Origin of the sequence: Collinsella aerofaciens (genome assembly GCF_039758965.1) — a bacterium.
In the GTDB taxonomy this organism is placed as follows: Bacteria; Actinomycetota; Coriobacteriia; order Coriobacteriales; family Coriobacteriaceae; genus Collinsella; species Collinsella aerofaciens_BR.
Map to the genome: position 1 here is coordinate 69,022 of NZ_JBDMSL010000004.1, position 26,773 is coordinate 95,794.

The following is a 26,773-nucleotide window of genomic DNA, read 5'->3' on the forward strand; positions in this document are numbered from 1 at the left end:
CATCGCCCTTTCCGCGGCACTTGTCGCGGGAATCGCCCCCGTAGCGGCGATCGCGGCAGAAACCAGCTCCCCCACCGGTGCAGTTGCCTTGCAAACGGAAGACGCGGCCGCCGCAAAAGACAAAGCGTATGCAGCCATGCAGGAAGCGCTCAAAACCCTCGAGGCCGCAAAAGACGCCGCAAGTCCCGAGAAACTTGCGGAAATCGATGATGACATTGCCGCATTTCAAGAACTCTACGACATGGTGGTGGCGGAAGCCGCCAAACGGAGGGAACCCCTTCCCGCCATGCAAGCGAACGTCGATGCAGCCCAAGCCAAATACGATGAGGCCCACAACCGGACAAGCGGCCTTCAGGCAGAATTAGATAAGGCACTTGAAGCACTCGGCGGCGAGGAGCCCAGCACAGCTATTAAGGAGCATATTAAGCAGTTGCGCATGGAGATCATGACGGCACAAAGGCGAGAAGAATCTTGTGAAGATGATCTTCACCGCTACCAACGCCGGCTCGAAAGCCAGGAAAAACAGGTTCAGTATTTCGAAAGTGAGGCAGAGGAAGCTAAAGCCCACATCGACGAGGACATAGCCAAGCGAAATGCGCTCCTCGGCGATTTGGAAAAGGCGCAAGCGGCCTATGACGACGCCTGCAAGGCATACGAAGAGGCAAAGGCCGCGGCAGACAAGGCCACCCCGCCCGAGATAACGAAACCGACCGAGACGACGCCTCCCTCCGGCTCAACGCAACCCGCCGAGGCGACACCGCCCGTTGCCTCACCTGCAGCCGGCAAAGACGCCCTACCAAGCTCCACCAAGCAGGCGAACTCGAGCAGCGGCAAGCAAGCAAATACGACCGCCGGCAAGCTCGCGAACACGGGCGACACAGCACCGAGCGCAATAGCACTCGCAGGAATCGCCGCCATGGGACTCGGAATAACCGCCACAGCCGCACGCCGCATCAAGAACTCAAAATAGCCGACAGAGCATTCTGCCTTCACCAATCCACAAGCCCAGAGACAAAAAGAGGCTCGTTTCCCCAACCTAGGGAAACGAGCCTCCTTACTTGTAAAAACAGATGGTAATGCCGCCGTCTCTTGAACCACGTAGCCGCCGCGCTCCAGACAACGCCAACGAGCAGCAAAAGACACGGGATTAAATAATTCAGATAAATGTGACCCTTCGGGTGGTTTTGGTCGGCTACCCGCGAGTGCCGGCAGGGCGCTTGGTAGTCGAGCGATCCCGCAGGCGAAGCCGAGGACCAGCGAGACACCAAGCGCCCTGCCGGCACTCGCGGGTAGCCGCGGCACCAAAAAAGCGCCCGTGCGCTCGATGGATTCGGATGCCCGACAGAGGCTCCTTATGGCTGCTTCCTTCCGGACCTGACCAGATTCGGAACATGTCGTCATCCGAACCCATCGAACGCGCTAGGCGCTCGGTATATCTTACCTGCTCCCGCCCGCCAGAGCAAGGTAGCTAATTTGGGACGGAGCTTTTTTGACTACTTTTGCAGCCCGATTGCCAGAGCAGCCAATGAGTAGTCAAAATAGTCCCATCCCAAAATGACCGGCTTGGTGCCGCACCACAGAAAGGACCTATCTACTACGTTTAGGCCGCAGGGGTCAACCATAGCCGGCTTTTTCGAAAATCGGCAAGCTCTCTACCTGCGGTTTTGTTTTTGTAAATTCCGGGATGGTCGAGGGTGGCCGGTTTAACGTAGTAGATGGCCACGTTTCGTGGCAAACGGTCCGATCCAAGACCCAAGGCAGCCAACCTCGAATGGCCATTCTCGAAGCTGTGGTGGAATACGGACTGAATTGGCACCTTAAAGGCAAAAACACTCCGTATTTCACCGCAACTTAAAGAGAGATGGGTTTTAGAGGCGAGCGAGGTCGTAGGCTTGGGCGGCTGACTCACCGGCGAAGATGAGGTTGGTTGTGGCTTCCTGAGGATTGAGCGCCTGGTCGAGAGGCATGGGCTTGCGGCAGATCGGCAGTACCAAGTCGATACCTTGCTCATATACCGCGTTCAGGTTGTCAGCACGGCCGCCCACGACGGCGACCACCGGCTTGCCATATCGCCTGGCGCGGCGAGCCACACCCACCGGCGCCTTACCGGCGGCGGACTGCTCGTCCATATTGCCCTCGCCTGTTATGACCAGGTCGACATCGCGCACGCGCTCGTCAAACCCCACGAGATCGAGCACCGTCTCTACACCCGAGCGCAGCTCCGCACCGAGCGCCAGCAACGCGGCGCCCAAGCCACCGGCAGCGCCCGCGCCGGGCACGCCGAGCACCGAGCCAAATGTCCGTGCGCCCTCGGGTGTGCGCAACAACCCCTGGGCTCGCGCCTCGAAAATTGCCGCATCGAGCAGGCGACCGTAGCCGACCATCCAGCCGTCGTATCTGCGCAGCGCCTCGACATCATCCGCCGGCAGGCCCTTCTGCCCGCCAAACACCGCCAGTGCGCCTCGACGCCCCACGAGCGGATTCTCGACATCGGAAAGCACAACGATACGAGCATCATCCAAAGCCTGCAGCGCTGGCGCCAAATCAACGCTCGCCACCTGCTCAAGGCCGGCAAGACCGGGGGCGACATCGCATCCCTGATCATCGACCACACGCGCGCCCAGCGCCTGCAGCATGCCGGCGCCACCGTCGTTGGTGGCACTGCCGCCCAAGCCAATATAGATAGTCTTTACCCCGACACGAGCTGCACGGAGCATCAGCTCGCCCACGCCATAGGTTGTAGCAGCCAGCGCCGCCGATTCCGTGCAAGGTGAGTACCCGATGCCTGCTGCTTCGGCCATCTCAATAACAACCGACTCGTGCTCGCCGTCCACTAACATCCGGGCAGGCACACCATCGTCAAAGGGTCCCGCAACCTCGCAGGTCACAAGCTCGCCACCACGCGCGGCGATGGCGTCGAGCGTTCCCTCGCCACCATCTGCCAGCGGCAAAGCGTTCAGCTCGGCATCGGGCCAAACGCGGCGCACGCCTTCGGCAACCGCCGCCTCCGCCTGCGCGCTCGAAACGCTGCCCTTAAAGGAGTCGATCGCCAACAGCACACGGCGGGGTCGGCGGCACGCAGGACCAAAGTCAACCGCCGTGCCAGCATCCTCACCGGCACCTGCAAGCGCTGCGGCGTGAGCGGCGTGTGCTTCAAGATCGGCCCCACAACCGCAATCAGCGCCGCCCGCTCCGCGCAGACCGCCAAAATAGCTACTCAGCAGCTCGCGGCATTCAGCCGCCAGGACCCCAGCCGTCACGTTAAACCGATGATTCAGGCGCGAGTCGGCATTCAAATCGTATAGGGATCCCAACGCGCCCGCCTTGGCGTCGCTCGCGCCATACACGCAGCGCCCCACGCGCGCGTTAACCATAAGGCCTGCGCACATGCAGCAGGGTTCCAACGTCACATAGACCGTACAGTCGGAAAGGCGCCAGCGGCCAAGCGCCTGGGCAGCGGCGCACACGGCCGCAAACTCGGCATGAGCCGAAGGGTCCTGGTCGAGTTCGCGACGATTATGCGCCCGCGCGACGATCTCACCGTCGCGCACCACTACGGCTCCGATGGGCACCTCGCCCACCGCCGCGGCGGCGCGCGCCTCGGCCAGTGCCTCGCGCATGAACTTCTCGTCGATTTCGGTGATCGTCATCGTTCGCCTTCCCTGTTGCAAATTCAAAACGATGCTATCATTACGACTCACGGAGAGATGGCAGAGCGGTTGAATGCGGCGGTCTTGAAAACCGTTGAGCGCGAGAGCGTTCCGGGGGTTCGAATCCCCCTCTCTCCGCCACTTTAGTGATTCACCGGTGTCATGGTCCGCTCAAACAGCGCATCGACCACGTCGGCTATCTCAGGTCGACGCTCAAGATCGTGGCCCGATTCCCACCATATCGTGAAAAGACGAATAATACCGCCGGCGACAAACTCAGACGTCGTCTCGAGTGACACGGGGGCCAGGGCGTCCTCGGCAAGCACGTTCATCACACGCTCGCGGATGGAGCGGGCAATGCGGTCGCAAATAACGTTGGTCAACATGCCCGACATGCTGCTTGCCAAAATGTTATCCATGAGCCGCTCGTGCGTCAGAATCAAATCCATGGCATCGTCCAAAATCGCGTGCCGAAGCGCGCGCACGTCCTCGACAGACACTGCGCCGGCCTCATCGGGCTGTTTTTGCGGCAAGCCCGACATGAGCTCATCGATATAAAAGGCAAAGTAATCGTTCTTGTCGCGAAAGTGCTTGTAGAACGTCGTGCGGCGAATCATGGCGCGGTCGCACAGCATGGCAACCGTCAGGTCCTCAAAACGATGCTCCTCGAGAAGCTCGGTAAAGGCATCGAACAGGGCGCGGTAGGTTTTCTTGATGCGAAGGTCCACTGGTATCGCCATCCTCAGGGCAAAGACAACACTCGTCAATCTGTCGCATATCTTACACCTGTACCTCGCGCGCTTTGCCCCGGTGCCAACCCCGCCGAAAACACAACGCTTACCGGAAAGTTCGGCACGGTAAAACGTTGCGGGTATACTAGTAGCGTTATACCAACGGCAGCTGGCGCATGCCGCCGCGGCCATTCGAAACGGAGACATCATGATTACCGTCATCATCGGCATCGTTGTTGTCATTGTGATTGTCTGCGCCATCGCCGGCATCTACAACAACATGGTCACCAAGCGTAACCGCATCGATAACGCCTGGCAGAACATCGATACGCAGCTGCAGCGCCGTAACGACCTGATCCCCAACCTGGTCGAGACCGTCAAGGGCTACGCCAAGCACGAGCAGGAGACGCTCTCCGCCGTGATCAGCGCGCGTAACACCGCCGTCAAGGCCACCACGCCCGAGGCCAAGATGGAAGCCGACAACGTGCTGACCGGTGCGCTGCGTCAGCTCTTCGCCGTAGCCGAAGCCTACCCCGATCTTAAGGCAAACACCAACTTTACGCAGCTGCAGGCATCGCTCGAGGATACCGAGAACAAGATTAGCTACGCACGCCAGAGCTACAACGATTGCGTGCTCAGCTACAACAACGCCATTCAGACGTTCCCGGCTGTCATCTTTGCCGGCATCTTCCAGTTTAAGGAGCGCCAGGGCTTCGAGGCCGCCGAAGCAGCCCGCCAGGCCCCGACCGTCAAGTTCTAGTAGTTTGACAGCGTATCCTTAATCGGCCAAATGTATAAACCGCCCCGTCGAATGCATACTTCGACGGGGCGGTTTCCTTTTTCGCGAAGGTCCCCCTCTAAGCGCCGTGCATTTTTAGGAGTATTCAACATAACCAAGAGCTTCGGGCGCCACGATAAATGCCAAAGACCGCGAATGTCCCTGCAAATCAAACGCTGTCAGCCCATAACCCCGCCCATCATCCGTAGAAAACATCGAGAAATCCCGATTTTTTGCCCGAGGTCGGTATGCAGGGGCCTTCGATTGCAGAATACTCGCAAAAATGCACGTCGCCACCGCCCCCACATGGCGCGAAGCAAAGCAAAAGCGCAGCCTAAAAGGCCGCGCACCATCTTTATTCAGATTAATCATTGCCCGTTGTGACATCGCCGAACCCGCAGGGCAGAGAACAAGTTCCCTCCCGGCGCACTCCGCAGGACGAAAGAACCCCCGCCGCACGTAGTGCGCAGCGGGGGTTCTTTCATGTCCGAGGACGCGCCGGAAAGGAAGGTCGCCCTCGGACCGGACATACAAGACAGCTTACGCGACGGTGTAAACCCAGTTGTGCTTATCCTCAACAGCACCAGACTGGATGCCCGTCAGGGTCTCGCGGAGCTTCTTCATCACAGGACCGATCTCGGTGTAGCCAGCCGGGAAGGTCACAGTCTCGTCGGCACCGTAGACCTTGTTGTCAATCTCGCCGACCGGGGAGATAACGGCAGCGGTGCCGCACAGACCGCACTCAACAAAGGTGCCGGCCTTGACCTCGGCCCACTCGACGGGACGCTGGTCGACGGTCATGCCCAGGTCCTCAGCGACCTGAACGAGCGAACGACGGGTGATGGAGGGAAGAATGGAGTCGGTGTGCGACTGCGGGACGACAAGCGTGCCGTCCTCCTTCACGAACAGGACGTTGGCGCCACCGGTCTCCTCGACATAGGTGCGGGACTCGGAGTCGAGATACAGGTTCTCGGCATAGCCCTCGCGGTGAGCCTCCATCGTGGGCTTAAGGGACATGGCGTAGTTGAGGCCGGCCTTGATGTTGCCGGTGCCGTGCGGTGCGGCGCGGTCGTACTCGGAAACGCGCAGCTTGACAGGCTTGAGGCCGCCCTTAAAGTACGGACCGACCGGGGTCACGAGAATACGGAACGTGTACTCAGGAGCGGGAGCCACGCCGATCACGTCACCGGAGCCGATCATAAACGGACGCACATACAGGGTTGCGCCAGAGCCGAAGGGCGGAACCCAGGCGGCGTTGGCAGAGACGACCTGCTTGACGGCCTCGACAAACTTGTCCTTGGGGAACGGGGGCATCTCGAGGCGCTGCGCGGAGTTATACATACGCTCGGCGTTCATGTCGGGACGGAAGCAGACGATGCTGCCGTCCTCGGCGGTGTAGGCCTTCAGGCCCTCAAAGACCTCCTGGCAGTAATGGAAGATGCCACCGCACTCGGAGACATGCAGGGTGTGGTCGGTGGTCAGGCCGCCCTCGTCCCACTCGCCATCCTTCCAATGGGCCTCGTAGCTGTAATCGGTCTTCATGTAGCCAAAGCCGAGGCTACCCCAATCGATATCCTTCTTCTCGACAGTCATATGTCGCTCCTTACATACACGGTTGCATACTCGCGAACCCGCACGCAAGGACCGAAGCCGGCCGCGTCGCAACGTCGCATACCCGGAAGCGTAGAGCCGGGCAGGACACGCGGGCAGCATCGAAGCCGATGGCACGTCGATTCGCATGCAGGTGATTGTACTCCCCGCACGCCTTGGATAAAACGTTTTTCTTTAACTAAGTAAAGTATTTTCATTTGCCTTCAACACAAAAGGCCCGCCATCGAATCCGATGACGGGCCTTGGAATTAACGTCCGAAAACAAACTCGGACTAGGCGTTCTTTTTACCGAGCTTAGCCTTAACCAGGCCGACCACGGTCGGGATGATCGACACGGCGACGATGCCGATAATCAGCAGCTCAAAATGCTCCTGCACAAACGGAATGCCACCAAAGAAGTAACCCAGCAGCGTAAAGACCGTTGACCAGGTAATTCCACCCAGCACGTTAAAGATGACAAAGTTGCGCCAGTGCATGCCGCCCATGCCGGCGATAAAAGGCACAAAGGTGCGGATGAACGGGAAGAAGCGACCGAGGAAGATGGCCAGATGGCCCCACTTATCCAGGAAATCCTCGGACTTTTTGATGCGCTCGGGCGTCATGGCCTTTACCTTGCCCGAGGCGATGATCTTGCGGCCAAAGAAGTGGCCGATCATAAAGTTGCACTGATCGCCCAGGATGGCTGCGGCCCATGCGGTGGCCAGAAGCGCCACGATGTTAAAGCCGCCGTTGTGGGCAAAGAAGCCCGAGGCAAACAGCAGCGAGTCGCCGGGAAGGAACGGGAAGAACACCACGCCCGTCTCGATAAAGATGATTAGGAACACGCAGCCGTAGGCCATAAGCGGGCCGGCGGCGATCCAGCTGGCGATCGCGGTGCGCGGGTCCTTAAGCAGCTCGGCGATAAAATTGATGAAACCCATGAAGTAAAACCTCTCAGTTGTGGGCGCGGACACGTCCAAGTTGACCAGTATACGGTTGCGGCGCGAGCACGGGCCAAACCCCTCAAAAGTCTTACTTCATTACCAGCAAGTTTGCATAACTGACACTTGTCGCCCAAAGCGAAGCAAGATCGCCCTTCCTAATCCCTAGCGAATCGCTATACTTTATTGAATCGCATTGTCACGGCGCTAAGGGAGGGCGGCCGGTGAGCTTTATCAATACCATTCGCGAGGACATCAAGACCGTCCAAGCGCAGGACCCCGCCGCGCAAAACGGTCTGGTCATCTTCCTTTCCTATCCTGGCCTGCACGCCAAGTGGAACCACGTGCCCGAGCACTGGCTGTGGGAGCATGGACATCGCTCGCTCGCCCGCGTGCTCTCGCAGCTCACCCGCCACATCACCGGCGTCGAGATTCACCCTGCCGCGCAGATTGGTAAGCACTTCTTTATCGACCACGCCATGGGCGTCGTTATTGGCGAGACTGCCATCGTGGGCGACAACTGCGTGCTCTACCAGGGCGTCACGCTTGGCGGCACCGGCAACGAGACCGGCAAACGCCACCCAACGCTCGGCAATAACGTCACCGTGGGCACGGGCGCCAAGGTACTCGGCAACATCCGCATCGGCAACAACGTCAAGATCGGCGGCAACTCGGTCGTCGTCAAAGACGTGCCCGACAACTGCACCGTCGTGGGCGTGCCGGGACGCATCATCAAACGCAACGGCTGCCGTGTGTTCGAGGAAAGTTTCGACGCCAAGCAGCATCGCGAGTACATGCCCGATGACGCCGCCGAGCAGAGTGCCCTCAACCGCCAGGGCATCACCGAGAATGCCCGCCGCGTCAAAGAACTCGAGCGAGAAGTGGCCGAGCTCAAGGCCCTCGTCGCCAAGCTCGTAGACGAACGCTAGGAACGCAAGCGGCACAAAACGACATCGGCATCAACGCAAGAAGGCGCGCCAGGGAATTCATCCCCGGCGCGCCTTTCTTTTTGATGTGACATGAAGGACTGTCCCTTTGTCACATTATGCGAACTGACTCAGATAGAGGTCGGCGTAGGCACCCTCGGCAGCCAGCAGCTCCTTATGCGTACCCTGCTCGATGATATTGCCGTGGTCCATGACCAAGATCAGGTCGGCATCGACGATCGTCGACAAACGGTGCGCGATCACAAAGCTCGTGCGTCCGCGCATAAGCGCGTCCATGGCACGGCCGATGGCAAGCTCGGTACGTGTGTCCACGCTCGAGGTCGCCTCGTCCAGGATGAGAATCGCCGGGTTGTTGAGCAGCACGCGCGCAATGGTCAGCAGCTGGCGTTGGCCCTGGCTGATGCTTTCGGCATCGTTGGCCACGCGCGTGTCGTAGCCCTGCGGCATGGTGCGCACAAAGAAGTCGACCTGCGCGGCACGAGCGGCGGCCACAATTTCGTCGCGCGTTGCCTCGGGGCAGCCGTAGGCGATGTTCTCGGCAATGGTGCCATCGAACAGCCAGGCGTCCTGCAACACCATGCCAAACTGCTGGCGCAGCTCGCCGCGATCCATGCGGCTCGTGTCCACACCGTCAAGGGTAATGCGACCACCGTCGATCTCGTAGAAGCGCATGAGCAGATTGATGAGCGTGGTCTTGCCCGCGCCCGTGGTTCCCACCACCGCGATCTTTTGGCCCGGCTCGGCGGCAAACGACACGTCGCGCATGAGCGGCTTGTCGGGCGCATAACCAAAGCGCACGTGTTCAAAGGCAACACGGCCCTCAACCTTGCCCGGCAGCTTGGCGGCGGCCGCCGGCAACGGATCGGCTTCCATCTCGGACTCGTCGAGCAGGTCGAACACGCGCTCGGCGCTCGCCAGCGCGCTCTGCAGCGAGTTAAAGGTAAACGACAGCTGCGTCATGGGCTCGGATGCCTCATAGATAAACTGGAAGAACGCCTGGAACACGCCGACGGTCATATGCCCGGCAACCAGCATGCTGCAGCCCACAAGCGCAATCACGATCTGCGCCAAGCGGCCGATAAAGCGCACCGCGGGGCCGACGGCGTTAATCATAAAGTCGGCCTTGGTGCTCACGCGCGCCAGCTCCTTCGAAGCCTCGTGCACCTCGGCAGAGCTCTGGCGCTCGCGGTTAAACGCACGGATCACCAGACGGCCCGAGTAGCCTTCCTCGACCGCGCTCGTAATCTTGGACACCCACTCCTGGCGCTCGCCCGTCACATCGTGCGTGCGGCGCGAAACGACCTTCGTCACCAGCAGCGAAAGCGCCGTAAAGAACAAAAAGACAAGCGTGAGCGGCACGCTAAACACGAACATCACGCTCACGGCGCCCACCACGGTACCGATCGACACCAGAAGCTGCAGCAAGCCGCGCTGCATGCTCTCAGACATCTTGTCTAAGTCGTTGGTCGCACGGCTGACGACCTCGCCGGGACGATGCGCATCAAAGAAGGCAAGCGGCAGACGGTTGAGCTTTTGAGCGATGCGGTTACGCAGGTGCAGGTTAAGGCGTTCGGCCACGCTCGACATCAAAAAGCTCTGGAGCGCGTAGAACGAGGCAGCGGCCGTCCAGATCATAAAGTAGATGAAGATGGTCCTGCCGCAGTTCTCCCAGGTGATGTTGAAGGTGGTGTCGTTGGCAAACGCCACCTGAATGTGGCCCCACAGCTCATCGATCACGCGGGCGCTATATGCCGGCGCAGCGGTGTTAAAGATGGCATAGAACACGATGCTCGCGAACACGATATAGAAGCGCCAATGGTCACCGGCAGCCTCGCTCCACAGGCGGCGCACCGTCGCCCAGGTGTCGCGGGGTTTCTCGTCCTCGTCCTCGTCGTCCACATCGCGCATGCGCTCTGCCTCAGCGCGGGCGCGCTCATCCTCGGCGCGTTCGTTTTCCTCGTAGAGCGCTTGGCGGCGAGCCTCGCGCTCGGCTGCAGCCTTGGCGGCCTCGTCCAGCTCGGGTGCTACGGCAGCCGTTTCCTCAACCAGTCCCGCGGCAACGGCGTCATCAACGCTGGCCTGCTTCCTGAGCTCCTCGGTCATGCTACTCACCTCCCTTCATCTGCGATTCCGCGATGGCGCGGTACACCTCGCAGGTTTCCATAAGCTCGCCATGCGTGCCCAAGCCCACAACCTCGCCGTCCTTGAGCACGACGATCTGGTCGGCGTGCAAGATCGTCGAGATGCGCTGGGCGATGATGAGCACCGCGGCATCGCGCGTCTCGTCCTGCAGCGCATGGCGCAGTGCCGCATCGGTCTTAAAGTCTAGGGCCGAAAAACTGTCGTCGAAGATATATAGATCGGCGCGCTTCATGAGTGCGCGAGCAATGGCCAGGCGCTGGCGCTGACCGCCCGAGAAGTTCGTGCCGCCCTGGGATACCGGAGTATCGAGCCCCTGGGGCTGATCGAGCACAAAGGTGCTCTGGGCAACCTCCAGCGCATGGAGCATGTCAGCCTCGGTCGCGCCCTCGTTGCCAAAGCGCAGGTTGCTCGCCACCGTACCCGAGAACAGCCACGCCTTCTGCGGCACGTAAGCGATATGCCCGCGAATCTCACCTTGCGAAAGGTCGCGCAGGTCAACGCCGTTCAGGCGAATGGCGCCCTTCGTGGCATCGTGGAAACGCAACAAGAGCTTGGCCACCGTTGACTTGCCCGAGCCCGTTGAGCCTACAATCGCCGTGGTCTGGCCACGGCGACAGGCAAAGCTCAGGTCGCACAGGGTATCCTCGTCGGCATCGTCAAAACGGAACGACATATGGTCGAACACGGCAACCGCGTCGGCACCATCTGCGGACTCAGGCGCCCCGTCGCCCAGCGTTGCCTTGCCGTCCACGATGCTCGGCTCGATTTCGAGCACCTGTTGCGCGCGGTTGAGGCACGCCGCAGCGCGCGGAAGCGTCAGAATAACCATCTGCGCCATCATCACAAAGAACAGGATCAAGATCGCGTATTCCAACACGGCCGAGATGCTGCCGATTTGCATGGCGTGGACGCCCGCGCGGTTGCCGCCCACCCACAGCACCGCCACCTCGGCGATATTCATCAAAAAGAAGCTGGAACTGTCGAGACCCACAAACAGGTGGTTGACCTTGATGGCGTTGGCCGCGTAATCGCTAAACACCTCGTCCAGGCGCTGCTCCTCGTGGCGCTCCTTGTTAAATGCGCGGATGACGCGCACGCCCACGATGTTCTCGCGCAGCACCACGTTCATGCGGTCGATAAAGCTCTGCAGGCGCATAAAGATCGGCGCGGCGTTAGCCACCGTAAAGACCGCCGCCACCAGCACGATCGCAACGACCACACCAAGCAGCGTGCCCATGGCGGGATCGATGAACCAAGCAAAAATGATGCCTGCCACGGCCAAGAACGGCACCGGCAGCACCAACTGAATCGTCTGAAGGACAGCTTGCTGAATCACGTTGATGTCGTTGAGTGAGCGCGTGATCATCGAACCCGTGCCAAAGCGCTCAAAGTCGCTGGCGGACAGCTCGAGCGACTTGTCGTACACGGCATTGCGGATATCGCAGGCCACGTTGGCGGCCAGGCGCGCCGAAAGATAGCAGCCCAACACCGTGCCGCCGCTGGCCATGCCGGTCGCGATAAGCATGTACAGGCCGTTGCGTAAAATATAGTCGATGTCGCCCGTGGTAATACCGGTGTTGACCATGTTCGCCAGCATCGTGGGAACCAACAGCGTACCGACGTTATCTATCAGCACCGCAAACAGCGTCACCGCAATCAGACCGCGGTACGGCCTCATAAACCTCATTAAGAGTCGCATGTGTCCCCCTCGCCCTTATCGTCAGCCTCGTTCTCGGCGGCCACTTGCCGTTTAAATGCCTCGCACTCTTCGTTAAGAACATGGGAGAACTTACCGACCAAGCGCATGATCTCGCGCTGTTCCCACGGCTCGAGCGCCTCGAATGCCTGTTGCTCGGCTTTTTGCGCCGGCAACGCGTAGCGCTTGGCAAACTGCACGCCTTCTTCGGTCAGTCGCACAACCTTGTTCTTACGACTGCCCTCGGCAAACTCCAACGTCGCAAGCCCTCGCGCCCTAAGCGTCTTGATCGCCGAATTGATGGTCTGTTTGCTGTAGAACCATTCACTCGTCAGCCGACTCACGGCAACGCTTCCGCCCGCCGCACTCGTGTCGACGAGCATCCAGTAGGCGCAGTCCGAAAGACCGCAGGCGCGCGCGAACTCCGAATAGATACGGTCAAGCCCGTTGAGCATCCGGTCGAAATCGACCGGGCTAACTGCACTATTCATCTCTCCCACCATTCGATAGTCCGAGTTTTGACCAATTAATATCTCTACATTAGTCCGAGTTTTGACTATCGTCAACAAGCTCGTTGTTTATGGTCGGCTCTACATAAGCATATCGACAAAAAAGACCGCCGGCGCGGGGGGCGGCGCCGGCGGTTGCGAGAGAATATCGAGTGTTGGCTGTTAAGCAGCGACGGCCTCATAGACCGTAGCACCCGAGAAGCTGTCATGCAGGCTCTTGCCGGCAATCCACGGCAGCTCGACGACCTCGCAGACCGTGTTGACCAGCTCGGAGCAGTCAGTAAAGTGGCCCTTGTCGTTGAGGGCCTCGCAATCCTGAACACGCCAATAGCCATCGGTGTGCGTGATGTAGTACTCGTGATCGTTGATCGACACGAAAGCGCGCGTCTTGGAACGCAGCAGCTTCAGAAATCCTTCGAAATCGGTCTCGACGACATCTCCAGCCTGGAACATGATGTTACCTCCTGGCCCGGCGCCACCACGGCGCATTGATAAACGTTGGTACTCCTTTAGTAAAACCTTTATCAAAGGTTATGCGTTCGTCATTTAGGCAAGTGGTAAAAAAGCGCAGGGTAGACGGGATAAAACGTTTAACCATCCCATTTGTTTGTCACATTCTGAAGGTACTTTTATGCAAACCTACTTTCCCAATTGGAATCTATCCTTTTGGCCGGGCAATTGACCGTCTATCGTTTAAGCCCGACGGGTATGAACGGGGCATCTGCAACGCCACCGCAAGGAGACACCATGGAGACTATCGAAGCACTCATTCACCGCCGCAGCTGCCGCAAATACAGCAATCGTCCCGTCGAGGCCGAAAAGCTTGCACGGATTATCGAAGCCGGCCAATATGCACCGAGCGGCATGGGCCGCCAGCCGGTGACGTTTGTCGCCGTCACCGACCCCGCGACCGTCGAGCGTCTCTCACAGCTCAACGCCCAGGTCATGGACAGCAACAGCGACCCCTTCTATGGCGCCAAGACCGTTGTGGTGGTGCTGGTTGACCGCAGCGTGCCCACACATCTGGAAGACGGCTCGCTCGCCATGGGCAACTTGCTCAACGCCGCCTATGCACTGGGTGTCGATTCGTGCTGGATTCACCGCGCGCATGAGGTCTTTGACTCGCCCGAGGGCCTGGAGCTGCTGGCCAGCTGGGGCCTGCCCGCCGACGGCAACCTGCGCGGTGTCGGTAACTGCATTCTTGGCTACGCCGAGGACACGCCACCCGAGGCAAAACCGCGCCGCGACAACGTCGTCTACGTAAGGTAATTAGTTCCGCCGTTCTACCGAACGGCGGGCTCGTTGACGCTGCGCGGGCCGCATTCACGCCAATCTGACGTTCAATTTCGAGGGCGCGACCAGAAGGTCAGCGCCCTCTCATTTCACGTCACCTTGGCGCAAATGCGGCTCGCTCGCTTTTGGCGACTGACATCGAATGAGCCACTGTCTTGGGCAGCTAAAAAAGCCCCGTCCCAAATTAGCTACCCCACTCGTAACTTATATTGACGTCGCCGTTGTCGTCGTTTCGTTCGTCTGGGTCGTTTCGGCGTCGTTACCTTGCTCGCCTTCGTCCTTTTGAGCATCTGCGATGGTGGAGGCCGCCGCAACGATACCACGCTGGGGCGCGACGCCTGTCTGGGTCTGAGCGCCCTCGATAACTTCTGTGCCTGCATGCGCGAGCTCGGGCGATTTAAACACTGCGTCCAAGTTGGCGCCACCGCCGGCGTAGCCAAGCGCAGCGAGTGCGATGACGATCACTGCAACGACGGCCACGATCGGAACATAACGATGCCAACCAGCCGGATTGAGTCCACTGCGGCGAGCCGCCCCGCGGCTGATGTAACCGAGCGTTCCGTCGTGCTTGAGCTTTGAGCCCACCACGCGTTTGCGGCCCCACAGCGAGGACTCTGCCTGCATTGCCAAGCGGGCGCTTGCCGAAGGATAGCCGTATTTAGTGCGCTTGAACGAGCCATCAAACCCCGAGGCGTGTTTGCCCCACGTCACCGATGTCGTGCGTCGGTTGACCGGCGCGGCACTCCGCCTTCTGCGGCTCGGTTTTGAAGTCTCAGCCATATGCCCTCGCACGCCGTAACCAAATCGAAACAATAACGCTTTGGACTGTAGCACACGCGTCGCGCGCGGTCACGGGCGCCTCGCTCAACGGTCATCGTCCTTCAGCAAGCGCCACAGCGTTGTACGGCTTATGCCCAGTACCTCCGCCGCACGGGTTCGGTTGCCGTGGAGATGATCTACAACCAGATGCGCGATATCTCGCTCGGTATCGGCCAGCGGTCGCAGGATATACAGGTCGCTTTCGAGCGTCGGGGCGCCAAAGGCTGCGGTCTTAATCACGTCCTCTTGGGCGAGCACTTCCTCCGCCACAGCGCGGTCCACCGCGCCCGCCCCCACCAATATATACAGTCGTTCCGAGACCTCGCGGAGCTGCAGATAATTGCGCGGCCAGCGGTAAGCATCGAGCGTCTTCGTCGCCGCGGAAGACAGCGTGGGCGCTGCCGTCCCAAATGCGTCAGCGAGATATTCCAAATAGCGCGCAACCTTCGTCGACGCGGCTCCCTGCTCGGCGATTGCCGGCGCCACGCTCACCGCACAGGCGAAGCGCTCGGTCACAAAGGCGGCTTGATCACTTTCGCTGCCGCCCGGCATGTCATTCGCTGTCAGCACCACATGGCAGCGCGTCGCCAACGCGGTGTCGGTCATCGTGGAGACCAGCTCGCGGAGGCGCTGGGGGCCAACCGCGTTCCAGCCCTCAATGCAAAGGGTCAGCCCCGTTTGGAACAACGGCGATTCGGCGCTTTTGAGCACATGGCGCCAACCGCGATCGGTGAGTTCATCGAGCGCGATGGAAACAAAGGGCTGATCGGCAAAAGGACCGTCCAGATAGAGGCGCTTGGCGATCTCGACCTGACCCGCTCCCAGCTCGCCCTCGAGCATAAGGGGCACACCGCGCGCGTAGCTCTCGGCAACCGGCGCAGCCACCGAGGCCGCCCCCTCAACGATGCCGTACGCGCTCGATTCGTAGCGGGCCTCAACCTCGTCGGCGTTGAGCCACTCGATGCCCGAATGCGCCGCGGCGCCGCGCACCTCGCGGACCACGACGGCCCAAAGGCCCCCGCCCTCTTTGTCGGTAGGGCGAACGGTCAGGCTCAGGCGCGTACCCGCACGCCCCATAACAAGACGCGCGCCGTCTCCTATACGGTCGAGGCGTTCGGCAACAAAAGCCGCCACATCCCGCTCAAGCGCCGCGTCATTCATGGTCGAGATCGCGACGTCCCCACGCGCATCGATTGCCAATGCCGATGCCCCGGCAGCAGCTAGGGCATCGGTCAAGATGTTCAGCTTGGCATCGCTATCCATGATTTGCCCCTGTCTGCAGCGACGTGCAACCGCCGGCGGTCGCACGACCGAGTGTTTCAAAATTGAACGATATTGCTCACCAAACACTATAGGGCAGAAAGCGCCGTCCTGCGAGTATAGGTGTTGCCCCGCATCGCCATCCTGGCGGGGCGATAAGAGCTCTTCGGGACTTATAAACCTGCGGACAAGCCATACCCGCAAGAGCTCCTATCGCTCCACCGCGAGGATGCGCTCACCAGCACGCAGCACGCAAACAAGCTACTTCTCTACCAGATTCCCAGTACGTGTTGCATTCCCAAACTCATGCACGCAATGCCAATCCAGCAGCAAAAGCCCAGCGCGATGGGCTTGCCGCCCTTTTTGACCAGCTCAACGATATCGGTATTAAAACCAATAGCCGCCATGGCCATCACAATAAAGAATTTCGACAGCTCCTTGATGGGCGCCGTGATGGACACGGGAAGCTGAAACACCGTGGTGATCACGCTCGCCAGCACAAAGAACAGCACAAACATGGGAAACGCGCGTTTAAGCGAGAACGTGCTTTTGGCGTCGCCGCCGGCCTTGCGTGCCAGATGCATCTGCCAGCATGCGAGGACCAACGTGATGGGAATGATAGCCAGCGTCCTGGTGAGCTTGACCACCGTGGCGCTTTCGAGCACATTTGCGCCGGGATGCATGCTGTCCCAGGCGCTCGCCGCAGCCGTTACCGACGAGGTGTCGTTGATGGCGGTACCGGCAAACAGGCCAAAGCCCTCATTGGTCAGCCCGAGCATGCCGCCGAGCGTCGGAAACACGAGCGCCGCGATAACGTTAAACAGGAAGATGACCGAAATAGCCTGGGCAATCTCGCGATCGTCGGCATCGATGACGGGTGCGGTCGCGGCGATGGCAGAACCGCCGCAAATCGACGAACCCACACCCACAAGCGTCGCGATCTTGCCCGGCACGTTCATAACGCGGCAGAGCACAAAGGCGATGACGAGCGAGGTCGAGATTGTCGCCACGATAATCGGCAGCGACTGGGCGCCCTTGGACAGAATCTGGGAGAGGTTCATGCCAAAGCCAAGCAGGATAACCGCGTACTGCAAGACTTTTTTGGACGTATAGGTAACGCCGGCGGCGAGCGGTTCGCGACGATTCTTGGGAAAGACGAGCGCCAGGACCATGCCAAAAAGGATGGCAAATACCGGCCCGCCGACCACCTCAACCTGTTTGCCGAGCAACGTCGTGGGAATGGCGATGATCAGGCAGAACAAGACGCCTTTCCAGCGCTCGCGTACGATATTTGCCAGTTGCATATGGGATTCCTTCTTTCTATTTCACGTTTGCGACGGCTTATGATACGGCAACATTGGGCACAGCCTTGCGCAAACACAGACTAAGATGCCGCAATAGTTCTCAGGCATCAGCCGAATTACCCACCGCGGAGAGCTGATTCGCGGCATAATTAACAACTGACATATGAGTTTGATAGAACAGTTGCGAGGCGCTATGGAAGAATCGATGCACGTCGGCGAGCAGGAAACGAGCCTACAGGACCAGTCCTACCACACCATTCGACGCAAAATCGTCTACCTGGACTACAAGCCGGGCGAAAAGCTGGGCGTCAAGCAACTTTGCGATGACCTGGATATGGGTCGCACGCCCGTGCGCGAAGCTTTGGTTCGCTTGGCGCAGGAAGGCCTGGTGCGCACCGTGCCCCAGAGTGGTACCTACGTCTCGCCCATCAACCTCACCCTTGCCGAGAGTGCCTGTTACATCCGCGAGCATCTGGAAAAGCAGGTGATTGTGGAGTGCTGTGCGCGCGCCACGTCGGCCGGCATCGAGCAGCTCGACCGCGCCATCGCGCTGCAGGAAAAGGCCATGGCCGAAGAGGATCGCATCGGCTTCTTTTTGAGCGACAACCTCATGCATCACATGATTTTTAGCATCGCATGTCGCAGCACCGTGTGGTCGTGGCTCGAAGAGACCAATGCCGACCTGGAGCGCTTCCGCTGGCTGCGCGCCGCCACGCAGGTTCTCGACAATCAGGACATCGTGAACGAGCACAAGCAGATTCGCCGCGCTATCGCCGGTCGCGACCCCATCGAAGCGAGCTTTTTGGTCAGCAAGCACCTGCACATGATGTTCCGCAATCAAACCGAGGTTCTGGACCAGTTCCCCGAGTACTTCGAGACCAGCAAGCTCCGCTAACCTGCCAAAAAGGGACAGGTTTATTTTGGCAGGTTTTATCCGAGCAAATGCAACAAGGCCCGGCTCCGTCTTGATGCGGAGCCGGGCCTTAGTCGCTAGAACGGCGGAACCAACTACTCGACCGTGACGCTTTTCGCCAGGTTTCGGGGTTGGTCGACGTCGCAACCGCGCAGGATGGCGACCTCGCGGGCGAGCAGCTGCAGCGGGACGCTCGCCGTGATGGGGCTGAACACGTCGCGGACTGCCGGCACGCGGATGATGCAGTCGGCGATCTTGTTGATCTCCTCGTCGCCCTCGGTGGCAACGACGATGACCTTGGCGCCGCGCGCCTTGCACTCCATAAGGTTCGACACGGTCTTGTCGTAGGTGGCACTCTTGGTGGCCACGGCGATGACAGGGAAGCCCGGGTCGATCAGCGCGATGGGGCCGTGCTTCATCTCGCCGGCGGCGTAGGCCTCGGCGTGCAGGTAGCTGACTTCCTTGAGCTTGAGCGCGCCCTCGTAGGAAATAGCGGCACCCATGCCGCGGCCCACGAACAGCGCCGACTGCGCGTCCTTGCACAGCAGGGCAGCCTCATGCACGGCATCGGTCTGCGTGTCCAAAATCCACTGGATCTGCTCGGCAGTATCGGAAAGCTCGCGGAACAGCATGCGTGCCTGTTTGGTGGTCAGGCGGTACTTGACCTGCGCCAGCAGCAGGGCCAGCAGCGTCAGGCTCACAACCTGGCCGATGAAGCTCTTGGTCGAGGCGACCGCGATCTCCTTGTTGGCCTTGGTGTAGATGACGCCGTCGCTCTCACGCGCCACGGGGCTGCCCACCACGTTGGTGATGCCGAAGACCTTGGCGCCCTTGATGCGCGCGTCGCGGATGGCGGCGAGAGTGTCGGCCGTCTCGCCCGACTGGGACACGGCCACGACGAGCGTCGTCGGCGTGATGATGGGGTTGCGATAGCGGAACTCGCTGGCCGCCTCAACCTCGGTGGGGATGCGAGCCCAGCCCTCGATGAGATTCTTAGCAATGAGGCCAGCGTGATAGCTGGTTCCGCAAGCGATCACGTAGACGCGGTCGATGTCGTTGAGTTCCTCGAGCGAAAGGCCCAGCTCGTCGATGTCGAGCTCGCCGGCCGGCGTCATACGACCGACCAGCGTATCGCGCACGACGCGCGGCTGCTCGTGGATTTCCTTGAGCATAAAGTCGGGATAACCGCCCTTTTCTGCCATGTCCAGGTCCCAGTCGATGTGAGTGACCTTGGGTTCGATAACGTTGCCGGCCTCGTCGGTGTACTCGACGCCTGCGGGCGTGAGCTTGGCAAACTGACCGTCCTCGAGCACCACGACATCGCGGGTGGCGTCGATGAGCGCGATGACATCGGAGGCGACATAGGCGCCGGTCTCGCCCGCGCCGACCACGATCGGGGAATCCTTGCGGGCCACGGCGATCACGCCGGGCTCGTCAGCGCACACGGCGGCCAGACCATAGGCACCGACCACGTGGGTGCAAGCCTCGCGCACGGAGGCCATCAGGTCGTGCGTCTCGGCATAAGCCTCTTCGATCAGATGCGCGAAGACCTCGGTATCGGTCTCGCTCTTAAAGTGGTGGCCGCGGCCCTCCAGCTCTTCGCGCAGCTCGGCGAAGTTCTCGATGATGCCGTTGTGGACGATGGCGATACGACCGTCGCAGCTGGTGTGGGGGTGAGCGTTAACGACGGAGGGCTTGCCGTGGGTGGCCCAACGAGTGTGGCCGATACCGCAGGTAGCGTCGCTGTCGATGTTGGAAAGCTCGCTCTCCAGGCCCGCGACCTTGCCCACGCGGCGGATGACGTCGAGGTGCGCCGCGGCGCCCTCGCCCACCTCGAGCGCGACGCCCGAGGAGTCATAGCCGCGATACTCCATACGCTTGAGGCCTGTGACCAGGATGTTCTTTGCAATATCAGAGCCGGTGTAGCCGACAATTCCGCACATAGGATAAATCCCTTCGTCCGCTTGACTGCAAAACGTCCACGCACAGGGGGCGCTGAGACGCATAACGTTCGAGTATTGTACTCACGCAAACGCAAGCTGATATACCAGAAGTGGTATCTCAACTTAGATACCACCCGATGCACACACGTCCAGCCGGTCCAAACCACCACAATGGGGACAGGCACCTTCGTGGCAGTCGCGCTGGCAACGGCGTTTCCCCAGATAAACCTGCCAAAATAAACCTGTCCCTTTTTGGTAGGTTTAGGATGCTACAATCTGGCTTGTACTTGAAACGCATCAAAGGGGCCGCTATGGCAAAGGTTAAAATCAGCGACGTCGCGCGCGAAGCCGGGGTTTCGTTGGGCACGGTTTCCAACGCGCTCAACCATCCCGAAAAGTTGCGTCCCGAGACCCTCAAGCTCATTAACGAAACCATCAATCGACTGGGCTACCTGCCCAACCAAAGCGCTCGTCAGCTCGCGGGCGGCGCCACCAAGTCCTTTGGCCTGGTGCTCCCCCGTCTCGACCACGGCTTTTCACTCCAAATCGCCAGCGGCGCCCACAACGAGGCCCGCAAGCACGGCTACGACCTGCTCATCGCCAACGCCGATAACGACGATATTCTCGAGGACCATTACCTGCGCTACTTTATGGGCACCCAGATGTCCGGCGTCATGGTTCAGCCCATGGCATCCCCCGACTGGCACCCCGCCATGACCAAGATGCCCGTGCCGATCGTCCATCTGGACATCCATTGCTCCGAGCCCGGCTACTACGTAGCGGCCGACAACGAGGCCCAGGGTCGCATCATTGCCGAACTCGCCATCGCCCGCGGCGCGCACCATATTGTCGTCGTCGGCCGAGCAGCATTTATGCAACTCACCCTGCGCGTCCTTGGCATTCATAAGGCACTCGCCCTACACCCCGATATCAAGATCGAAGTCATCGACGCCGGCGAATGGAATACCGCCGCCGACGGCTACGGCATCGGCGCCCAAATCGCCGCGCGCCCCGCCGACGAACGCCCCGATTTTGTCGTCGGCCTGACCGACGTGTTGGCCTCGGGCGTTATCTCGGCACTGGTCGACAAGGGCATCTCTGTCCCCGGGCAGGTACGCGTAGCAGGTTGCGATGGCAACCCGCTCGCTTGGAGCGGATCGGTCCCGCTCACTACGGTAGCGCCCCCGGGCTACGAGATTGGCCGCAAGGGCGTTCAATTGCTGATGGAGCAAATCGAGAACAAGGCGCCGGCGAAGCCCAAGCACGTCCACATCGGCTCTGCCGCGCGCACCGTCACCGCAGTCACCGCCACCGAGGATATCAACCGCCAAGAACTCGTGCGGCCGTTCCTGCTGGAACGCGCCAGCACCCAGGCAAGCAGCCAGACCGACGCCACGGCCATCAACCTAGGCGCGTATCTGTAGCACGCCCGCAAGTATGCTATGTCGCCGCTTAAGCAAAAGGGGTCCGACCATTGCCGGGCCCCTTTTGCTTAAGCGCAAACGTGGGCAATTGCTCGTTTCAACGCCGCAATTGTCTAGCGCGCGGCTTTAACTGCCGCCGAAAGGTCGAACAACGTATCGAGCACGGCCTCGCAGCCATCCACCACGTCCTGCGGCAGCGGAACAATGTCAGGAACGGCAAAGACGTGGCAGCCGGCCGTAATGCCCGAGACGCAGCCGTTGCGCGAATCCTCGACCACGGCACATTCCTCGGGAGCAAAGCCCGCGCGCTCGCAGGCGAGCAGATACATCTCGGGGTCGGGCTTGCCGTGCACGACGTCCTCGCCGCAGGTCACGGTCTCAAACTTGTCAAAGAGACCGAATGCTTTAAGGTTGCGCTCGGCGGTAACGCGGCGCGACGACGTCGCTAGACCCACGTGATAGCCCGCAGCCAGCAGCTCGTCTAGGCACTCGGCGGCGCCGGCCTTAAGCTCCAGCTCGGTCTTGACCATCTCGTCGCGAATCTCCTTGTGGCGGACATAGATCGCCTCGGCGGTCTCGTGGCTGCCGTAATGCTCCTCGAGAATGCCCGTGACATCAGGCAGCGTGCGGCCGATAAACTGATGGATCAGCGCATCATCAATTGCGAGCCCCAGCTCAGCGGCGCCTGCCTTCCAGGCCTTAATCCCCAAACGCTCGGTATCGACCAGCGTTCCATCCATGTCAAAAATAACAGCCTTGATCATATCGGTCCCCCATCGACTCTCACTGTCGCATTGCCGCAACTCTACCGCATTTGGCAACTTGTATATAACGTATATACCATATTGCACTTTCGTTACATAGATAGAAGTCTTATGGCAAGTAACGCATTAGGATTATAGTTTTCGATCGAGTACTCAACGATAAGGAACGTTTCATGATTTTAGACACCACGGCACCCGCAGAGGAGCTTCAAGACAAGCTATCGGCACTCGAGCAGCTGCTTTTGGCATACGGGCGCGTGGCCATCGGGTTTTCCGGCGGCGTTGACAGCAGCTTTTTGGCCGCCGTATGCGCCCGCATCATGCCTACCAATACCCTCCTCGTTCACCTCACCACGCCGCTCATCGGCACGCCCGAACAGGCTTCGTTTGAGCGGTCCGTCGACGGTCAAGCCAATGAGGGGCCGCATTTTAAGCTCCCCGTGCTCAATCTTTCGGTCGATCAGCTGCAGCTCCCCCAAGTAATCTGCAACGATGCCAATCGCTGCTACCACTGCAAGCACGCCGGCTTTACCGCCATCGTCAACCACGCCAAGTCGCTCGGCTTTCCCACCGTCATCGATGGCAGCAATGCAAGCGATCGCGGTGACTACCGCCCCGGCATGCGTGCGGCAGAAGAGCTCGGCGTACGCTCCCCTCTTATGGAGGTCGGCTTTACCAAGGACGAAGAGCGCGAGCTACTACGCACATGGGGCTATCCTGTTTGGAACCTGCCGGCGGGAGCATGTCTTGCCACGCGCGTCCCCACGGGCGAGGAGCTTACGTTCGAGAAGGTCTCCCTGATCCGCGCCTGCGAGGATTACCTGCACGATCTTGACCTGGCACAGGTACGCGCGCGCTTGATCGGTGGCTGCATGCATATCGAGGCCGCACCCGCAGATGTCGCCAAGATTGCCGCCCTCGGCGGTGCCGCTGTCGACGACAAGGGCAAGACCCCGCTGCCCGCCGTTATCGAGTCCGCGCTGCGCGAGCTGGGCTGCGACCATATTTCCCCCGAGGTTACCCCCTACATCCACGGCAACATGAACCTTTAAGTTACGCCGTTTTACAAACGGCGTAACCGCTCGGCGCTGCGCAGGCCCCGGGCTCGGCAATCTGACGTTCAACTGCACGGGCGCGACCAAAAGGTCAGCGTCCGCTTGTTTCACGTCACCTTACCGCACCCGGAGCCTGCTCGCTCGCATATGCTCAACCTGGACTGCGTTAACTGACCTACCAAAAAGGGACAGGTTTATTTTGGCAGGTTTTATCTGGGGAAATATCGCGAGACAATCGCCCCTCCAACACCCATCTGGCCTCGAGAGACACTAGAGAGGCGACCCGGCTGCATCTACTTCTTCCGATATCGGCGGTTACGACTCGTCGATGAACCCATTACTTCGATGAGCCCTTTATCCGCCATTTTGGCAGATGGTAGTTGACGGACGAATTTTGGCATTCCGTCTCTCTAAAACAATAGATTTATCTCTCTAACTTTAGAGAGATAAGCGCCTTGTTTTAGAGAGACATTTAGAGAGATGTATCGAATTCACTGTTAGATTGCCCAATGTTATCTCTTTAACTAGCTTTCTCTTTAGAGAAACATTTAGAGAGACGAGCGCAATCTCTCTAATCAAGGGCTCCACTCTTTAAGGTGCACACTTCCTAACCGTGCCCTAAGTTGCGGTGAAATAACTCACGATTAGCCTGCCAAAAAGGGACAGGTTTATTTTGGCAGGTTTTATCTGGGGAAACGCAAATAGGGCCGTGACACCCATACGGCGTCGCGGCCCTTTTCCTTGGAGAAGGATCAATTGATTGAACGGGATGACCGTTCTAGTCTTCGAGTCCGCTATTGATGAGCTCCGCAATCTCAACGGGATCGGTGCTCGCGCGCACCTTGTCACGGAAGCCGGCGTCCATCAGCATCACGGCAGCCTTGGAGAGCAGGCGCAGATGCGTGGTTCCAGCCTCGCCGGCGGGCACGTACAGCGCGAGCGCAACATCGACGGGCACCCCATCGAAGCTCGGCCATTCAACGGGCTCGGCCAGTTTAAGCACGGCAACGCCCGGCGTGTGGATCGCGTCGCTTTTGGCATGCGGAACGGCAAAACCGGCGACAAGGCCGGTCTCGGCCTCGTTCTCGCGAGCAATGAAGGCGGCCTCTACGGCAGATGCGTCATCGGCAAAACCGAGCTCGATGGCCTGCTCGGACAAATAATGCAGGGCATCCTCGCGCGAGGCGGCGGTATACCCGATTGTCACTTGGTTGGCAGATACAAATCCCATGGAAACCTTCCTTACAACACGGACCTGACCGCAGCTTCGATGCCGTCGGCGTCCAAACCGTACTTGTGCAGCAAATCGACCGCAGGGCCGGACTCGCCATACACATCGCGCACGCCGACGCGACGCATCGGCACCGGATGCTGCTCTGCGAGCACCGAGGCCACGGCCTCGCCAAGACCACCGATAATCGAATGCTCCTCGGCGGTGACCACGCGACCAGTCTTCTTGGCGCTGGCAACCACCAGGCGCTCATCAAGCGGCTTAATCGTGTGCATGTTGATGACCTCGGCATCGATACCATCGGCAGCGAGCGCCTCGGCAGCCTCAAGCGCCTCAGCGACCATAAGGCCACAAGCGATGATGGTCACATCGGACCCCTCGCGCACGACCACGCCGCGACCAATCTTGAACTCATAGTCCTCGCAGTCGTTGATGACCGGTGTTGCCAGGCGTCCGAAACGCATGTAGACCGGCCCCTCAAACTCATAGGCGGCGCGCACGCATGCGCGAGCCTCGATGTCATCGGCGGGAACAATCACCGTCATACCCGGGATCGTGCGCATGAGCGCGATGTCCTCGCAGCACTGATGCGTGGCACCGTCTTCACCGACCGATATGCCCGCATGCGTGGCACCGATTTTGACGTTGAGGTGCGGATAGCCGATGGAATTACGCACTTGCTCGTACGCGCGGCCGGCAGCGAACATGGCAAAGGTGCTCGCAAAGGCGACGTGACCCGTGGTCGCAATGCCGGCGGCAAGCCCCATCAGGTTGCTCTCGGCAATGCCGGCGTCGTAGAAGCGCTCAGGGTGCGCAGCCTTAAACTTACCGGTCTGCGTGGCGGCGGCCAGGTCGGCATCGAGAACCACAAAGTCATCGCGCTCATTGCCCAGCTCGACAAGTGCCTCGCCATAGCTAACGCGCGTGGCGACTTTCTTGACGTCTGCCATTAGAGCTCCTCCCCTGCTGCTGCGAGCTCGGCCATGGCCTGCTCAAACTGTTCATCGTTGGGTGCCTTGCCGTGCCAGCCCACCTGGTTTTCCATAAAGGAGACGCCCTTGCCCTTCACCGTCTCGGCGATAATGGCCACGGGCGAGTCGCTCACTTTGCGGGCCTCGGCAAAGGCGGCGGCAATCTGCGCCATGTCGTTACCGTCGGCGAGCTCGATCACATGCCACTTAAAGGCGCGGAACTTGTCAGCGAGCGGCATGGCCGAGTTGACCTCATCGATCGTGCCGTCAATCTGCAAGCCGTTGTGGTCGACGACGGCAACAAGATTGTCGAGTGCATGGTTGCCGGCGAACATGGCCGCCTCCCACACCTGGCCTTCCTCGCACTCACCGTCGCCCAGCAACGTGTAGACACGGTAGCCGTCGCCCCAGTGCTTAGCGGCAAGCGCCATTCCAACTGCAGCAGAGATGCCCTGACCGAGCGATCCGGTGGACATATCGATGCCAGAGGCGTCGTTCATGTTGGGATGGCCCTGCAGTCGGCTGCCAATATGGCGGAGCGTCTCGAGCTCTTCGACGGGAAAATAGCCGCGATTTGCCAACACCGAATACAGGCCCGGCGCCGCGTGACCCTTGGAGAGCACAAAGCGATCTCGATCGGCCTTGTGAGGGTCGGCAGGATCGATATTCATTTCCTCAAAGTACAGATACGTCATGATGTCGGCAGCACCGAGCGATCCACCCGGGTGTCCCGACTTGGCCGCGTGAACCGCAGTCACGACACCCTTCCTGACCTCATTGGCGACCTTCGCCAGCTCCTGGTTGGTCATACG

General features: G+C 60.0%; 23 protein-coding genes, 1 tRNA gene and 1 other RNA gene. 8 read left to right on the plus strand and 17 right to left on the minus strand.

The features are described 5' to 3' along the window. Positions 1-970 (plus strand): LPXTG cell wall anchor domain-containing protein (locus ABHU32_RS02115; protein WP_346978738.1); only part of this gene is annotated, 970 nt, incomplete at its 5' end. A 348-nt stretch (positions 971-1,318) separates the two neighbouring features. On the opposite strand, the gene ffs is transcribed toward ABHU32_RS02115, so the two are convergent. Together ffs and tadA are read right to left on the minus strand one after the other, a co-directional pair. Further along, positions 1,319-1,414: signal recognition particle sRNA small type (ffs, locus tag ABHU32_RS02120), an RNA gene on the minus strand. Between the two features lie 454 nt (positions 1,415-1,868). Beyond that, positions 1,869-3,650, minus strand: a complete 1,782-nt coding sequence (gene tadA / locus ABHU32_RS02125; RefSeq protein ID WP_346978740.1) for a tRNA adenosine(34) deaminase TadA — start codon at positions 3,648-3,650, stop codon at positions 1,869-1,871. A gap of 51 nt (positions 3,651-3,701) precedes the next feature. Here tadA and ABHU32_RS02130 point away from each other — a divergent pair. Further along, a tRNA-Ser gene (locus tag ABHU32_RS02130) sits at positions 3,702-3,791 on the plus strand. Between the two features lie 2 nt (positions 3,792-3,793). Here ABHU32_RS02130 and ABHU32_RS02135 read toward each other — a convergent pair. Continuing rightward, positions 3,794-4,378 (minus strand): TetR/AcrR family transcriptional regulator, encoded by a 585-nt coding sequence (locus ABHU32_RS02135; RefSeq protein ID WP_346978741.1) that lies wholly within the window; start codon positions 4,376-4,378, stop codon positions 3,794-3,796. A gap of 211 nt (positions 4,379-4,589) precedes the next feature. On the opposite strand from ABHU32_RS02135, the gene ABHU32_RS02140 reads away from it, so the two are divergent. Further along, positions 4,590-5,141: a LemA family protein gene (locus ABHU32_RS02140; RefSeq protein ID WP_082421874.1), complete on the plus strand. Its 552-nt coding sequence runs from the start codon at positions 4,590-4,592 to the stop codon at positions 5,139-5,141. A 558-nt stretch (positions 5,142-5,699) separates the two neighbouring features. On the opposite strand, the gene ABHU32_RS02145 is transcribed toward ABHU32_RS02140, so the two are convergent. Together ABHU32_RS02145 and ABHU32_RS02150 are read right to left on the minus strand one after the other, a co-directional pair. Next, complete coding sequence (locus ABHU32_RS02145; RefSeq protein ID WP_022093821.1) at positions 5,700-6,752, minus strand: branched-chain amino acid aminotransferase; 1,053 nt, start codon at positions 6,750-6,752, stop codon at positions 5,700-5,702. Between the two features lie 290 nt (positions 6,753-7,042). Beyond that, positions 7,043-7,690, minus strand: a complete 648-nt coding sequence (locus ABHU32_RS02150) for a DedA family protein (protein WP_346978742.1) — start codon at positions 7,688-7,690, stop codon at positions 7,043-7,045. 224 nt (positions 7,691-7,914) lie between these two features. Here ABHU32_RS02150 and cysE point away from each other — a divergent pair, with 224 nt between their 5' ends. Continuing rightward, on the plus strand, positions 7,915-8,619 hold the full coding sequence (gene cysE, locus ABHU32_RS02155; RefSeq protein WP_117638094.1) for a serine O-acetyltransferase: 705 nt from the start codon (positions 7,915-7,917) through the stop codon (positions 8,617-8,619). Positions 8,620-8,733: 114 nt separating this feature from the next. Here cysE and ABHU32_RS02160 read toward each other — a convergent pair whose 3' ends face one another. From ABHU32_RS02160 to ABHU32_RS02175, 4 genes are all read right to left on the minus strand, one after another. After that, on the minus strand, positions 8,734-10,740 hold the full coding sequence (locus ABHU32_RS02160) for an ABC transporter ATP-binding protein (protein ID WP_346978743.1): 2,007 nt from the start codon (positions 10,738-10,740) through the stop codon (positions 8,734-8,736). Between the two features lies 1 nt (position 10,741). Next, positions 10,742-12,466, minus strand: coding sequence for an ABC transporter ATP-binding protein (locus tag ABHU32_RS02165; RefSeq protein ID WP_229026394.1), 1,725 nt, complete (start codon positions 12,464-12,466; stop codon positions 10,742-10,744). Then, positions 12,466-12,966 carry a MarR family winged helix-turn-helix transcriptional regulator gene (locus tag ABHU32_RS02170; protein WP_195521051.1) on the minus strand — a complete coding sequence of 167 codons (501 nt, stop codon included), beginning with the start codon at positions 12,964-12,966 and terminating at the stop codon, positions 12,466-12,468. Before ABHU32_RS02170 ends, ABHU32_RS02165 begins: the two co-directional genes overlap by 1 nt. 180 nt (positions 12,967-13,146) lie before the next feature. Further along, on the minus strand, positions 13,147-13,437 hold the full coding sequence (locus ABHU32_RS02175; RefSeq protein WP_006235631.1) for a hypothetical protein: 291 nt from the start codon (positions 13,435-13,437) through the stop codon (positions 13,147-13,149). Positions 13,438-13,731: 294 nt separating this feature from the next. On the opposite strand from ABHU32_RS02175, the gene ABHU32_RS02180 reads away from it, so the two are divergent. Continuing rightward, on the plus strand, positions 13,732-14,253 hold the full coding sequence (locus ABHU32_RS02180; RefSeq protein WP_346978744.1) for a nitroreductase family protein: 522 nt from the start codon (positions 13,732-13,734) through the stop codon (positions 14,251-14,253). 228 nt (positions 14,254-14,481) lie between these two features. On the opposite strand, the gene ABHU32_RS02185 is transcribed toward ABHU32_RS02180, so the two are convergent. The 3 genes from ABHU32_RS02185 to ABHU32_RS02195 form a co-directional block, all read right to left on the minus strand. Further along, complete coding sequence (locus tag ABHU32_RS02185; protein ID WP_346978746.1) at positions 14,482-15,057, minus strand: hypothetical protein; 576 nt, start codon at positions 15,055-15,057, stop codon at positions 14,482-14,484. A gap of 84 nt (positions 15,058-15,141) precedes the next feature. Beyond that, the gene (locus ABHU32_RS02190) at positions 15,142-16,359 is read right to left on the minus strand and encodes a helix-turn-helix domain-containing protein (RefSeq protein ID WP_346978747.1); all 1,218 of its coding nucleotides are present in this window, start codon (positions 16,357-16,359) and stop codon (positions 15,142-15,144) included. 266 nt (positions 16,360-16,625) lie between these two features. Further along, positions 16,626-17,660: a YeiH family protein gene (locus tag ABHU32_RS02195; protein WP_346978749.1), complete on the minus strand. Its 1,035-nt coding sequence runs from the start codon at positions 17,658-17,660 to the stop codon at positions 16,626-16,628. A 193-nt stretch (positions 17,661-17,853) separates the two neighbouring features. Here ABHU32_RS02195 and ABHU32_RS02200 point away from each other — a divergent pair, with 193 nt between their 5' ends. After that, on the plus strand, positions 17,854-18,555 hold the full coding sequence (locus tag ABHU32_RS02200; RefSeq protein WP_226790702.1) for a GntR family transcriptional regulator: 702 nt from the start codon (positions 17,854-17,856) through the stop codon (positions 18,553-18,555). A 113-nt stretch (positions 18,556-18,668) separates the two neighbouring features. Here the strand turns inward: ABHU32_RS02200 and glmS are convergent, their stop codons facing one another. Then, the gene (glmS, locus tag ABHU32_RS02205) at positions 18,669-20,516 is read right to left on the minus strand and encodes a glutamine--fructose-6-phosphate transaminase (isomerizing) (RefSeq protein WP_346978751.1); all 1,848 of its coding nucleotides are present in this window, start codon (positions 20,514-20,516) and stop codon (positions 18,669-18,671) included. Positions 20,517-20,827: 311 nt separating this feature from the next. Between glmS and ABHU32_RS02210 the strand changes: the two genes are divergently transcribed. Beyond that, complete coding sequence (locus ABHU32_RS02210; RefSeq protein ID WP_346978752.1) at positions 20,828-21,940, plus strand: LacI family DNA-binding transcriptional regulator; 1,113 nt, start codon at positions 20,828-20,830, stop codon at positions 21,938-21,940. Positions 21,941-22,053: 113 nt separating this feature from the next. Here ABHU32_RS02210 and ABHU32_RS02215 read toward each other — a convergent pair whose 3' ends face one another. Further along, positions 22,054-22,704, minus strand: coding sequence for an HAD family hydrolase (locus ABHU32_RS02215; protein WP_346978753.1), 651 nt, complete (start codon positions 22,702-22,704; stop codon positions 22,054-22,056). A 173-nt stretch (positions 22,705-22,877) separates the two neighbouring features. Between ABHU32_RS02215 and larE the strand changes: the two genes are divergently transcribed. After that, complete coding sequence (gene larE, locus ABHU32_RS02220; protein ID WP_346978754.1) at positions 22,878-23,756, plus strand: ATP-dependent sacrificial sulfur transferase LarE; 879 nt, start codon at positions 22,878-22,880, stop codon at positions 23,754-23,756. A 781-nt stretch (positions 23,757-24,537) separates the two neighbouring features. Here the strand turns inward: larE and ABHU32_RS02225 are convergent. The 3 genes from ABHU32_RS02225 to ABHU32_RS02235 are packed head-to-tail and all read right to left on the minus strand — an operon-like array spanning position 24,538 to position 26,770. Then, on the minus strand, positions 24,538-24,990 hold the full coding sequence (locus ABHU32_RS02225) for a PTS sugar transporter subunit IIA (protein WP_195503788.1): 453 nt from the start codon (positions 24,988-24,990) through the stop codon (positions 24,538-24,540). An 11-nt stretch (positions 24,991-25,001) separates the two neighbouring features. Continuing rightward, positions 25,002-25,940: a transketolase family protein gene (locus ABHU32_RS02230; RefSeq protein WP_346978755.1), complete on the minus strand. Its 939-nt coding sequence runs from the start codon at positions 25,938-25,940 to the stop codon at positions 25,002-25,004. Further along, positions 25,940-26,770 carry a transketolase gene (locus tag ABHU32_RS02235; protein WP_346978756.1) on the minus strand — a complete coding sequence of 277 codons (831 nt, stop codon included), beginning with the start codon at positions 26,768-26,770 and terminating at the stop codon, positions 25,940-25,942. Before ABHU32_RS02235 ends, ABHU32_RS02230 begins: the two co-directional genes overlap by 1 nt. Positions 26,771-26,773: the final 3 nt, after the last annotated feature.